11 protein-coding genes and 1 riboswitch are annotated in these 12,212 nt (G+C 72.1%); of the genes, 6 read left to right on the top strand and 5 right to left on the bottom strand.

Annotated elements, in window-relative coordinates:
* Positions 1 to 11: 11 nt before the first annotated feature.
* Positions 12 to 167, bottom strand: a riboswitch (SAM riboswitch).
* Positions 168 to 327: 160 nt separating this feature from the next.
* Positions 328 to 1,272 carry a glucosyl-3-phosphoglycerate synthase gene (locus tag AB0L59_RS21265; protein WP_365586288.1) on the top strand — a complete coding sequence of 315 codons (945 nt, stop codon included), beginning with the start codon at positions 328 to 330 and terminating at the stop codon, positions 1,270 to 1,272.
* Positions 1,273 to 1,355: 83 nt separating this feature from the next.
* Positions 1,356 to 2,837 carry a trehalose-6-phosphate synthase gene (locus AB0L59_RS21260; RefSeq protein WP_365585836.1) on the top strand — a complete coding sequence of 494 codons (1,482 nt, stop codon included), beginning with the start codon at positions 1,356 to 1,358 and terminating at the stop codon, positions 2,835 to 2,837.
* Here the strand turns inward: AB0L59_RS21260 and otsB are convergent.
* The 3 genes from otsB to AB0L59_RS21245 form a co-directional block, all read right to left on the bottom strand.
* Positions 2,825 to 3,658 carry a trehalose-phosphatase gene (gene otsB, locus AB0L59_RS21255; RefSeq protein ID WP_365585834.1) on the bottom strand — a complete coding sequence of 278 codons (834 nt, stop codon included), beginning with the start codon at positions 3,656 to 3,658 and terminating at the stop codon, positions 2,825 to 2,827. The genes AB0L59_RS21260 and otsB overlap by 13 nt on opposite strands.
* A 106-nt stretch (positions 3,659 to 3,764) precedes the next feature.
* Positions 3,765 to 3,989, bottom strand: a complete 225-nt coding sequence (locus tag AB0L59_RS21250; RefSeq protein WP_365585831.1) for a DUF3263 domain-containing protein — start codon at positions 3,987 to 3,989, stop codon at positions 3,765 to 3,767.
* A gap of 35 nt (positions 3,990 to 4,024) precedes the next feature.
* Entirely contained in the window at positions 4,025 to 5,287 is a 1,263-nt protein-coding gene (locus AB0L59_RS21245) for an extracellular solute-binding protein (RefSeq protein WP_365585828.1), read from the bottom strand.
* Positions 5,288 to 5,429: 142 nt separating this feature from the next.
* Between AB0L59_RS21245 and AB0L59_RS21240 the strand changes: the two genes are divergently transcribed.
* The 3 genes from AB0L59_RS21240 to AB0L59_RS21230 all read left to right on the top strand — a co-directional run bounded on the left by AB0L59_RS21240 (position 5,430) and on the right by AB0L59_RS21230 (position 8,583).
* On the top strand, positions 5,430 to 6,386 hold the full coding sequence (locus AB0L59_RS21240) for an ROK family protein (protein ID WP_365586285.1): 957 nt from the start codon (positions 5,430 to 5,432) through the stop codon (positions 6,384 to 6,386).
* Positions 6,386 to 7,531 (top strand): N-acetylglucosamine-6-phosphate deacetylase, encoded by a 1,146-nt coding sequence (gene nagA / locus AB0L59_RS21235; protein ID WP_365585825.1) that lies wholly within the window; start codon positions 6,386 to 6,388, stop codon positions 7,529 to 7,531. Before AB0L59_RS21240 ends, nagA begins: the two co-directional genes overlap by 1 nt.
* Before the next feature lie 122 nt (positions 7,532 to 7,653).
* On the top strand, positions 7,654 to 8,583 hold the full coding sequence (locus AB0L59_RS21230; RefSeq protein ID WP_365585823.1) for a 1-phosphofructokinase family hexose kinase: 930 nt from the start codon (positions 7,654 to 7,656) through the stop codon (positions 8,581 to 8,583).
* Here AB0L59_RS21230 and AB0L59_RS21225 read toward each other — a convergent pair.
* Entirely contained in the window at positions 8,580 to 9,509 is a 930-nt protein-coding gene (locus AB0L59_RS21225; protein WP_365585820.1) for a carbohydrate-binding protein, read from the bottom strand. The two genes, AB0L59_RS21230 and AB0L59_RS21225, sit on opposite strands and share 4 nt — an antisense overlap.
* 117 nt (positions 9,510 to 9,626) lie before the next feature.
* Entirely contained in the window at positions 9,627 to 11,282 is a 1,656-nt protein-coding gene (cdgB, locus tag AB0L59_RS21220; protein ID WP_365585817.1) for a diguanylate cyclase CdgB, read from the bottom strand.
* A gap of 301 nt (positions 11,283 to 11,583) precedes the next feature.
* On the opposite strand from cdgB, the gene AB0L59_RS21215 reads away from it, so the two are divergent.
* The gene (locus AB0L59_RS21215) at positions 11,584 to 12,156 is read left to right on the top strand and encodes a flavin reductase family protein (protein WP_365585814.1); all 573 of its coding nucleotides are present in this window, start codon (positions 11,584 to 11,586) and stop codon (positions 12,154 to 12,156) included.
* Positions 12,157 to 12,212: the final 56 nt, after the last annotated feature.

The following is a 12,212-nucleotide window of genomic DNA, read 5'->3' as shown; positions in this document are numbered from 1 at the left end:
GAGGCCCTTTCTCCTCATCTTCCTCACGACGCATCTCGCCGTGAGACGGATTTGGCACCTTCCCTAGCCGGGAGCCTCGCGGAGCGATCACTGCGGATCTACGAGTACCGACTGGAGGGTTGCCGGGGCTTCATCGGGCCGTGTCCCTCTGCCCCTCTGGATGAGCGGTATTCGGTTGTGGACGCGCGCGACCCCCGACATGCGATGGTCATCGGCGTTGTTCAAGACTGTAACCGAAGGCCAGGACAGTTGAGATAGTCGTCCGAACCGCGAGATGGATCACACGATCACCCCCGTGTGATCACGAACAGTGAGGAGCCGCAGACCGTGCTGGAAGAAGTCGAGCGCTGGCTGGCCACCCGCTCCTGGTCCGTGGCCGATCGACCGCTCCACCGGATCCTGTCCGCCAAACAGCGCACGGGGCAGACGGTCAGCGTCGTGCTGCCCGCCCTCAACGAGGAGGAGACGGTCGGCGACATCGTCGCGGTGATCCGTCACGACCTCGTCGAGCAGGCCCCGCTCGTCGACGAGATCGTCGTCGTCGACTCCGGCTCCACCGACCGCACCTTCGAGGTGGCCGCCGCCGCGGGCGCCCGGGTCGTTCACCGGGACGAGATCCTGCCCCGCGTTCCGGCCGTCCCCGGAAAGGGCGAGGTGCTGTGGCGCTCGCTCCTCGTCACCACCGGCGACCTCGTCTGTTTCGTCGACGCCGACCTGAGGGAGTTCTCCTCCGACTTCGTCTCCGGGATCGTCGGCCCGCTGCTCACCGAGCCGGACGTCGACCTGGTCAAGGCCATGTACGACCGCCCGCTCGCCGGTACGGCCGGGCAGGGCGGCCGGGTCACCGAGCTGATGGCCCGCCCGCTGCTGAACATGCACTGGCCGCAGCTCGCCGGATTCGTGCAGCCGCTCGGCGGCGAGTACGCCGCCCGGCGCTCACTGCTGGAGCAGTTGCCGTTCCCCGTCGGCTACGGCGTCGAGCTGGGCATGCTGGTGGACGCGCTGCACCTGGTGGGCCTGGACGCGCTGGCCCAGGTCGATGTGGGGGTCCGCAAGCACCGGCACCAGGACGGCCAGGCGCTCGGCCGGATGGCCGCGGCGATCTACCGCACGGCCCAGCTCCGGCTGGCCCGCGGCCATCTGGTCCGGCCGTCCCTCACCCAGTTCGAGCGGGGCGAGGACGGCTTCGAGCCGCGCACGTACTCGGTGGACACCGAGGAGCGGCCGCCGATGGTGGAGATCGCGGAGTACGCCGGGCGCAGGGTGGCGTGAACCGGCCGCAGCGGTCGTATACGTCGGCGCGCCGTGCTCGGCCGTACGTTTGAGCGTTTCCGGGCCGGGCTAGGTTGAGGACCATGGCTTCCACGGACGGTGCTGAGGTGCTGGTCGCGTCCAATCGCGGCCCGGTTTCGTACACGGTGGACGAGAGCGGCGCGCTGCGCGCCAAGCGGGGCGGCGGCGGGCTGGTCTCGGGGCTGTCGGCCATCGGGGCGGACGCGGACTCGGTGTGGGTGTGCGCGGCGCTCGGCGACGGCGACCGGGAGGCCGTACGGCGTGCGGGCGGCGGGCTGCTGCCGGCCGTGGACACCGGCGGACAGCGGGTGCGGATGCTCGACATCGACGCCTCGGTGCACACGGACGCCTACAACGGGATCGCCAACTCGGTCCTCTGGTTCGTCCACCACATGCTGTACCAGACCCCGCTGGAGCCGGTCTTCGACGCGGAGTTCCGGCGGCAGTGGGCGTCGTACGAGGCCTACAACCGGGCGTTCGCCGAGGCGCTGGCCCAGGAGGCGGCCGAGCGCGCGGCCGTGCTGATCCAGGACTACCACCTGTGCCTCGTGCCCGGAATGCTCCGCGAGCTCCGCCCCGACCTGCGCATCGGGCACTTCTCGCACACCCCGTGGGCGCCCCGCGAGTACTTCGAACTGCTTCCGCAGGACATCCGCGAGCGGCTGCTGGCGGGCATGCTCGGGGCGGACCGGGTGGGGTTCCTGACCTGGCGGTGGGCCACGGCGTTCATGAAGTGCGCCGAGGGCCACGCGGACCGCTATGAGGTGGCCTGGCCGTCGGGGGCTCCGCGGCACGTCGGGCATCTGGACGGACAGCGGCGCCGTACGTACGTCGGTGTGCACTCCCTCGGCGCCGACGGCGCCTTCCTGCGGGCCCGCTCGCACGAACCGGACGTCGAGGAGCGGATGGCGGCCCTGAAGGAGGAGATCGGCGCGGAACGCAAGACCGTCGTCCGCGTCGACCGCACCGAGCTGTCCAAGAACATCGTGCGCGGGCTGCTGGCCTACCGGCAGCTGCTGGAGGACCACCCCGAGTGGCGTGAGCGGGTGGTGCATGTCGCGTTCGCGTATCCGTCGCGGCAGGACCTCGCCGTGTACCGGGACTACACGGCCGCGGTGCAGCGGGTGGCCCAGGAGATCAACGCGGACTACGGCACGCCCGGCTGGACCCCGGTGGTGTTGCACGTCAAGGACGACTTCGCCCGCTCCCTGGCCGCCTACCGGCTCGCCGACGTGGCCCTGGTCAATCCGATCCGGGACGGCATGAACCTGGTCGCCAAGGAGATCCCCGTCGTCTCCGACCAGGGCTGTGCGCTGGTGCTGTCCCGGGAGGCCGGGGCGTACGAGGAGCTGGGCTCCGACGCGTTCGTGGTCAACCCCTACGACGTCCTGGAGACCGCGCGGGCCCTGAACGAGGCTCTCTCCCTGCGGCCGGAGGAGCGGGCGGACCGCGCCAAGAGGCTCGCGGCGGCGGCCACCGCGCTGCCCCCGGCCCAGTGGTTCCTGGAGCAGCTGCGGGCGCTCAGGGAGCTTCAGCCCAGCTGAGCCGCCAGCGCCCGCAGCAGCTGCACGACGCCCTCGGGGCCGTCGACCACCAGGTCGGCCCGTTCCGCCAGCTCGGTGACCTCCGTGCTGCCGCTGCAGACCAGGAGGCCGGGGACGCCGTCGGAACGGAGCTTGTCGACGGCGGCGAAGGCGGGAAGGTCGCCGAGGTCGTCACCGGCGTAGACGACCGACTCGGCGCCGGTCCGGCGGACGTGGTCGGCGAGGGCCACGCCCTTGTCCATGCCCGGCGGGCGCAGTTCCAGGACCATGCGGCCGGGTTCCACGATCAGGCCGTGGCGGGTGGCGAGATCGGTGAGGGGGCCGCGCAGCGCCTCGAACGCGGCGTGCGGGTCGTCGGCGCGGCGGGTGTGCACCGCCACCGCCCGGCCCTTCTCCTCGATCCACGTGCCGTGCCAGGCGCCGGCGCGCTCCAGGACGCCCGGCAGCTCGGCTCGGGCCGCCGCCACGCCGGGGTGCGGGGGCGGGGCGGTGACGGCTCCGGTGACCGCGTCCCAGCGTTCGGCGCCGTAGTGGCCGAGGACCGTCAGGTGCTCCAGACCGGGGACGCCGGCGAAGCCGCCGTAGCGGACCGCGACGCCGGCCGGGCGGCCGGTGACCACGGCGACGGAGGCCACCTTGGGCGCGAGGGCGGCGAGGGCGGGTACCGCCTCGGGGTGGGCGCGGGCCCGCTCGGGGTCGGCGACGATGGGGGCCAGCGTGCCGTCGAAGTCGAGGCCGACGGTCGCTGCGCTCGGTTTCGCGAGGAGGGCCGCGAGTCCGTCCCGGCCTGGCTGGGTCTGCGGGGTCGGCAGAGGGTCCATACACCGACACTATCCAGGCTCGGCCGGACTCACTCCTGGGGCTCCGCCCCGGGACCCCTCCTCGGCCGCCCACCACCCGGCCCGGCCGGCTGGAAGGGCACCCGGCTCAGCGTTCTCCGCGCCTCGTCTCCCGCACCCTCCGCAGTCTGTTCACCGTCACCGGATCGTGTGCCAGTGCCCGCTCGTCGTCCAGCAACGCGTTGAGCAGCTGGTAGTAGCGGACCGGGGACAGGCCCAGCTCCTCGCGTATCGCCCGCTCCTTGGCGCCGGGGCCGGGGAAGGCGCGGCGCTCCAGGGCGAGGACGGCCTGTTCGCGGGGGGCTAGTTCCATGGCAGTCACCGTAGCGCCGGGCACGGACAGGCGGCTCAGCTCCCGTTGCCGCTGTCGGCGGCGGTCGCCGTCGCCTGCAGGCGGGTCAGGACGCCGGCGGGGTCGCCGCCGGGCGCGACGGCCTGGCCGATGTCCTGCTTCACGGCCGCACTGACCGTCGCCCAGGAGGTCTTGCCGACGGGGTACAGCTCGGAGGTGGGCAGCTGGTCGAGGAAGGGGTGCAGGGCCGCGTCGGAAGGGGAGTCCGAGTCGCTCATGGTGTTGGAGGCGGAGCCGGTGACCGGCAGCAGGCCGTACTCGCGGGAGAAGTCGAGGACGTTCTTCTCGCTGTAGACGAAATCGAGGAAGTCACCGATCTGGTCGCGGTGCCCGTTCTGCTTGAAGGCCATCATCCAGTCGGTGACGCCCATGGAGGCCCTGGCCGTGCCGGTGCGGCCCGGCATCGGCACCATGCCGAACTTCACACCCTTCTTCTGGGCCTGCTGGATCAGCGTGGGGTGCCCGTTGAGCATGCCGACCTGGCCGTCGGCGAAGGCGGCGAAGGCGGTCGCTCGGTTGAGCCTGCCCGGCGCGACGGGACCGGTCAGGCCCTTGTCGACCAGGTCGTCCTTGAGCCAGGTGAAGGTCTCCACGTTCTGCGCGGAGTCGATGGTGTAGGTGCCGACGTCGTCGGTGTAGCCGTTGCCGCCGTTGCCGCCGGTGGTCCCGCTGAGCAGCCACTGCATGGTCTCGGCCTGCGCCTCCTCGGGGCCGAGCGGCAGCGCGTAGGGGTATTTCACGCCCTTGTCCTTGAGCGCCTTGGCGTCGGCGGCCAGCTCGTCCCAGGTGGTGGGCGGAGTGATGCCGGCCTGGGCGAACAGCGTCTTGTTGTAGAAGAGCACGCGCGTGGAGGCGGCGAAGGGGATGCCGTACTGCGTGTGGTTCCACTGGCCGGCGTCGGAGAGCTGGGAGAGGAAGTCCGCCTGGGTGCGGATGGAGAGCAGGTCCGAGGCCGGGTAGAGCTTCCCGGCGGCCGCGTAGTCGGCGTAGGCGCCGATCTGCGCCAGGTCCGGGGCCTTACCGGCGTCGACCATCTCCTTGACCTTGCGGTCGACGTCGTTCCAGGAGTACACGCTGACGTCGATCTTCACGCCGGGATGCTTGGACTCGTACTCCTTGACCAGGCTGTCCCAGTACTTCTGGGAGCTGTTGGCGGAGGAGTCGCCGTAGTCGGCGGCGACGAGTCTGAGCGTCACGTCGGAGGAGCCCGTGCTCCCGCAGCCGCCGAGAACCGCCGTCATGCCCAGTGCGGACACCACCGCGATCGTTCCTGCCGTACGCCGACGCACCGTCAAAGCCCCAACCCTGCTGTCTGACCGTTCAATATATGGACAGATAAGGTCTACACCACGCGAGTGGACTAGACCTCTCCCGGGTGGGCGGGTCACACTAGGGTCCGTGGTGAGACATGTCATCGCCCTGGACGTGGGCGGTACCGGGATGAAGGCCGCCCTCGTCGGCGACGACGGCGGACTGCTCCACCGCGCCCGCCGCGCCACCGGACGCGAGCGCGGGCCGGACGCGGTGGTCGGGACGATCCTCGACTTCGCCGCCGAGCTGCAGGCGCACGGCGCGGAGCGCTACGGCGAGGCCGCCGACGCCGCCGGCATCGCGGTCCCCGGCATCGTCGACGAACGGCGGGGCATCGCCTCCTACGCGGCCAACCTCGGCTGGCGGGACGTACCGCTGCGCGCGCTGCTCACCGAGCGGCTCGGCATCCCCGTCGCCCTCGGCCACGACGTGCGCACCGGCGGTCTCGCCGAGGGGCGGATCGGCGCGGGCAAGGGCGCCGACCGGTTCCTGTTCGTGCCGCTCGGCACCGGCATCGCGGGCGCCATCGGCATCGACGGCCGGGTGGAGGCGGGCGCGCACGGCTTCGCGGGCGAGATCGGCCATGTCGTCGTACGGCCCGGCGGGACCCCGTGCCCCTGCGGGCAGCTCGGCTGCCTGGAGCGGTACGCCTCCGCGTCCGCCGTCAGCGAGGCCTGGGCGGCCGTCTGCGGGGACCCGGACGCGGACGCCGCCGACTGCGCCAAGGCCGTCGCGTCCGGTGACCCGAACGCCGTCCGGGTCTGGCAGGAGGCGGTCGACGCGCTCGCCGACGGCCTGGTCACCGCGCTCACCCTGCTGGACCCACGCACCCTCATCATCGGTGGCGGTCTCGCCGAGGCGGGGGAAGTGTTGTTCCAGCCCCTGCGGGACGCCGTCCGGCGACGGGTCACCTTCCAGAAACTGCCGGCCATCGTGCCCGCGGCCCTGGGCGACACCGCCGGCTGCCTGGGCGCGGGGCTGCTCGCCCGCGACCTGCTCGACTCCCCCGACCTCGACCCCACCGACCCCTCGGAGGTAACCGCCTGATGGCTCCCAGCTTGGTTCTCGCAGGTGCGCGGGTGGTGCTGCCCGGCGGTGTGGTGGACGACGGGCGCGTGTCCGTCGAGGGTACGAGGATCGCGGCCACGGCCGCCGAGAACGCCCAGGTGATCGACGTGACCGGCCACTGGCTGGTCCCGGGGTTCGTCGACATCCACAACCACGGCGGCGGCGGAGCCTCCTTCTCCGGCACCGCGGACGAGATCATGAAGGCCGTCCGCACGCACCGCGCGCACGGCACCACCACCCTCGTCGCCTCCACGGTCACCGACGAGATGGACCTGCTCGCGCGGCAGGCCGGACTGCTGAGCGAGCTGGCCGAGCAGGGGGAGATCGCCGGCATCCACTTCGAGGGGCCGTTCATCTCGCCGTGCCGCAAGGGCGCGCACTCGGAGAAGCTGCTGCGCGACCCGGCACCGGGCGAGGTCCGCAAGCTGATCGACGCGGCGCGCGGCAGGGCGAAGATGGTCACGCTCGCGGCCGAGCTGCCGGGCGGTGTCGACTCCGTACGGCTGCTCGCCGAGCACGGCGTGATCGCGGCGATCGGGCACACGGACGCCACGTACGAGCAGACGGTCGAGGCCATCGACGCGGGCGCGACGGTCGCCACCCACCTCTTCAACGCGATGCCCCCGCTGGGCCACCGCTCCCCCGGCCCGATCGCCGCCCTGCTGGAGGACGAGCGGGTCACGGTCGAGCTGATCAACGACGGCACGCACCTCCACCCGGCCGCGCTGGAGCTGGCCTTCCACCGGGCGGGGGCGGACCGGGTCGCGTTCATCACGGACGCGATGGACGCGGCCGGCATCGGCGACGGCCGTTACATGCTCGGCCCGCTGGAGGTCGAGGTCAGCGAGGGGGTGGCGCGGCTGGTGGAGGGCGGCTCCATCGCGGGCTCCACGCTCACCCTGGACCGTGCGTTCAAGCGGGCGGTGACGGTCGACAGGCTGTCGGTGGAGGACGCGGTGACGGCGCTGTCGGTGAACCCCGCCCGTCTCCTCGGCCTCTTCGACCGCATCGGCTCGCTGGAGCCCGGCAAGGACGCCGACCTGGTCCTGCTGGACGCGGACTTCGGCCTCCAGGGTGTGATGCGGCAGGGCGAGTGGGTGGTCGTACCGCCCCAACTGGCCTGATCTGCCCGTCTTTTCCCGCGACGGCGGCCGACTCGTGACTGGGCCGGCCGCCGTCTCTTTGGCATGATCAAGGCCCCGGAAACCGATGACAGGCGACAGGACTTCGAGGGAGGTCGGCCCGGGTGATCCTCACGGTCACACTGAACACCGCTCTCGACCTCACCTATCGCGTGCGGTCGCTGCGGCCGCACGCCTCGCACCGGGTGTCGGAGGTCGTCGAGCGCCCCGGCGGCAAGGGCGTCAACGTCGCCCGGGTACTGGCCGCGCTCGGGCACGACGTGACGGTCACGGGGTTCGCGGGCGGCGGGACCGGGCGAGCGGTACGCGACCGGCTGGCCGGCACCCCCGGCCTCACGGACGCACTGGTCCCGGTCGCCGGGGCGACCCGGCGCACGATAGCCGTGGTGGACGAACTCTCCGGCGACACGACCCAGTTGAACGAGCCGGGCCCGCAGATAGCGCCGACCGAGTGGGGAGCCTTCCTCGACCGCTACGAGGAACTCCTGCCGTCCGCCTCGGCGGTGGCCCTGTGCGGCAGTCTGCCACCGGGCGTGCCGGTGGGGGCGTACGCGAACCTCGTTCGCGCGGCGCGCACGGCCGGCGTCCCCGTCCTCCTGGACACCAGCGGCGAGCCCCTGCGCCGCGGGGTGGCCGCCCGCCCCGACCTCATCAAGCCCAACGCCGACGAACTGGCCGAACTGACCGGCTCCCACGAGCCGCTGCGCGCCACCCAGGACGCCCGCAGACGAGGCGCCCACACGGTGGTCGCCTCCCTCGGCGCCGAGGGCCTGCTCGCCGTCACCCCGGAAGGCCGCTGGCGCGCCACCCCACCGGCCCGCATCCACGGCAACCCGACCGGCGCGGGCGACGCGGCGGTGGCTGGCCTGTTGTCGGGCCTCGTCGAGCAACTCCCCTGGCCGCACCGCCTGGCGCGCGCCGTCGCGTTGTCGGCGGCGACCGTACGGGCCCCGGCCGCCGGCGAGTTCGACCCCGCGGTGTACGAGGAACTGCGGGGGCGGGTGGCGGTGACCGGGGTGGTCGGCGCGGCCTAGCTGTCCTTCTTGACCTGCCCCGGCTTCAGCGTGACGTTGCTGATCAGGGCGTTGCACTGGTCTCCGGAGCCGCAGGAGATGGAGATGGTGTTGGAGCCCTGCTTCAGGGTCGGCCACACATAGGTCCTGGTCCAGCCGTTGGCGAAGTCGCCGTCCTTGGCGTGCCGGTAGTTCTGCAGGTCCAGCTTGCTGCCGAACGGGGTGCCGTTGACGGTGACCGTCATCGACTGGTCGGGGCCGGCCACGCTGTAGTACACGAACACGGTGTACGTGCCGTCCGCCGGGGCGTTGACGTTCCAGGTGAGCGACGCGCCGGGCGCGTTCAGTCCCGTCATGTAGCTGCCGTCGGAGGAGCTCGCGCCCTTGACGTCCGAGGCCTTCGCCGCACCGCCGGCCGGCGTGAGCGCCGAGGCGTCGGACCGCATCGAGCCACTGGCCGCCGAGCTGCTGCTCGACGGGCTCGGGGACTGGCTCTGGGACTGGGTCGGGGTGCTGCCCGCCTGGTTGTCGGTCTTCTTGTTGTCGTTGCCGTTGAGCATCGCCACGCCGATGCCGATGACCACCGCGGCGACCACCGCGATCGCGCCGATCAGCAGGCCCTTGGTGTTCGGGCCGCGGCGGCCCGGCGCGGGCGGTGCGGAACGGGGGCTGCTCGGCGGGGCGCCCCCGGGGTGGGTCTCGGGGGCCTGGTAGTGGGCGTTGGGCTGGCCGTAGCCGCCCTGCTGCTGCGCCACGGTCGGCTGGCCGTACTGCGGCGGCTGCTGGCCGTACTGGCGCTCGCCCACCGTACGCACCCTGCTGACCGAGTTCGGGTAGCCGTAACCGCCGGACGGCGGCTGAGCCCCTCTGGCCTGGCCGTCGGCATACAGATAGCCGAACGGGTCGTCGTCCTCGGGCGTGCTCGGGCCGTTTTCGCCGGGCGTCATCCCTTGGTCTCCTCAGCGGGTGCGGGTGGATGCGATACAGGTCTGGAAAGGCGAGCCTACCCGGTCTGACTGAGCCAAACGGGTGACTCGGATCGCATCATGTCCTTGACCTGCGAATCATCCGGCGCGTCGGTGCTGTTTGGGACGAGATCGTTTCTCTACGTACATACGCTCGTCGGCTGACTTCAACACTTCGTCCGCCGTCATGCCGCAGTGTGCCCATCCGATGCCGAAGCTCGCGCCCACCCGGACGGCCCGGCCCTCGGCGCGGATCGGCTGGATGATCTCGTTGCGCAGCCGTACCGCGAGGTCCTGGGCGTCGGCCCGGCCGAGGCCGTCGGCAAGGATCACGAACTCGTCGCCGCCGAGGCGGGCGACCGTGTCGCCGTCGCGGACCCCGCGGGTCAGGCGCCGGGCCACCTCGATCAGGACCGCGTCGCCCGCGTTGTGCCCGAAGCGGTCGTTGATCGACTTGAAGCCGTCGAGGTCGCAGAAGAGCACCGCGAGGCCCTTGGTGCCGTCGTCGCGGCCGTCCTCGGGAGCGACCGTGTGGACGTGGTGGTCGAAGCCGTCGTACGTCTCCGCGCCCGGCCGGAAGTCGAAGCCGTGGCCGGCGGGAGCGTCGAACGCGGGGTGGCCGTAGGCCGCGTCCAGGGACTCCAGCTCGTCGGCGTGGGCCGGGCGCCGGCACAGCCGGGCCGCGAGGCGCGAACGCAGCTCGGCGGAGTTCGGCAGGCCGGTGAGGGAGTCGTGGGAGGCACGGTGGGCGAGCTGCAGCTCGCGCCGCTTGCGCTCCTCTATGTCCTCGACGTGGGTGAGGAGGAAGCGGGGGCCGTCGGCGGCGTCCGCCACCACGGAGTTGCGCAGGGAGACCCAGACGTACGTGCCGTCGCGGCGGCCCAGCCGGAGTTCCGCGCGGCCGCCCTCCGCCGAGGTCCGCAGCAGCGTGCCGATGTCCTCGGGGTGGACGAGGTCGGAGAAGGAGTAGCGGCGCATCGCGGAGGCGGGACGGCCCAGCAGACGGCACAGGGCGTCGTTGGTGCGCAGGATGCGGCCGTGCTGGTCGCCGCCCATCTCGGCGATGGCCATGCCGGAGGGGGCGTACTCGAAGGCCTGCCTGAAGCTTTCCTCACTGGCCCGCAGCGCCTGCTGCTCGCGCTCCAGGCGGACCAGGGCGCGCTGCATGTTCGCACGCAGACGCGCGTTGCTGATCGCGATGGCGGCCTGGAAGGCGTACATCTGCAGGGCCTCGCGGCCCCAGGCGCCCGGGCGGCGGCCGTTGCGCGGGCGGTCGACGGAGACGACCCCGAGCAGCTCGCCGGAGGAGCCGCCCTGCAGGCCCGGCGTGTACATGGGGGCGAAGAGGCGGTCCGAGGGGTGCCACTCGTCCTCGAAGCGGGGCGCGGGTCCGTCCGTGTACCACTGGGGGACGTCGTCGTCGTCGAGCACCCAGCCCTCGGTGTGCGGTATGAACACCAGGTCGCCCCAGCGCTCGCCCATGTTCAGCCGCCGCTCCCAGGACTCGCGGGAGCCGACCCGGCCGGTGATCAGGGCCTCGGCGGCGGAGTTCCCGGAGAACGCGGCGACGACGAGATCGCCGTCGGGGCGTACCAGGTTCACGCACGCCATCTCGTACCCGAGGGCGTGCACGGCGCCGTCGGCGACCGTCTGCAGCGTGTCAGCCAGGCTGCGTGCCGTGTTCATGTCGGCCATGACCTGGTGCAACTGCCGCAAGGCCGCAAGGCGGACATACGGCTCCGACTCGGTCTCCATGCTCACCCTCCCCCCGAGACCTCGCAGCGAATCAAGGGTTCTCCGCCACTGAATCACAGCGCGCTGCCCACTCGGTACACAGGGTCAACAATTCCTGTCCCTTGTGACTCAAGTCACAGGGGAACATGAACAATTGAGTGGAGTTTCTGCGTTTCGTCTGTGCGTCTGCTTCACGGATGTGCGCACATGATGCACGCAAATGCCGCGCCGGGACCGCACCCGGCTCGTTCGCTGGTCCTAGGACCCGACTCGGGCGGAGGCCCGATGCGGCTCGCGCGGGGCGGGGATTAGCGTTTCGGGCGTGCTGAAGACTCCCTCCCCCACCGCCACCCCAGCTTCCGGGCATGCTGAGGGGGTGAGCAACGACGAGTTCCGGGCCGCGATGTCCCGACTGGCCGCCGGGGTGGTCCTGGTGACCGCGCAGGAGCCGCCGCTGGACCCCGACGACCCGGACGCGCCGGGCGTGGAGGACGTCGGCATGACCGCCACCGCCTTCATGTCGGTCTCCCTCGACCCGCCGCTGGTCCTCGTCAGCCTGCGCGAGGGCTCCCGCATGGACGACCTGCTCGACGAACAGCCGCTGTGGGCGGTGTCGGTGCTCACCGAGAGCCAGCGGCACATCGCGGGACGCTTCGCCATGAAGGGCCGCATCAGCGACCGGCTGCTCTTCGACGACATCCCCTACGTCCGCGGCGAGGCCACCGGCGCCCCGCTGGTGGGCGGCGCGCTGGCCACGCTGGAGTGCCGCACCGAGCAGCGCGTGAGTGCCGGCGACCACACGCTCGTCATCGGCCGCGTCCTGACCGCGCGGGTCCCGAGCGCGGAGGGCGGGCCGCTGCTGTACTTCCGCGGCCGGTACCGGCAGTTGGGCTGAGCCCCGAACCCGCCTGCCCCGGGAAAACGCGTGGCCCGGGGGGAACGCCCGCTCCT

It is taken from the genome of Streptomyces sp. NPDC052109, assembly GCF_040680195.1.
Classification (GTDB): domain Bacteria; phylum Actinomycetota; class Actinomycetes; order Streptomycetales; family Streptomycetaceae; genus Streptomyces.
This window is presented reverse-complemented; position numbering and strand designations above follow the sequence as displayed.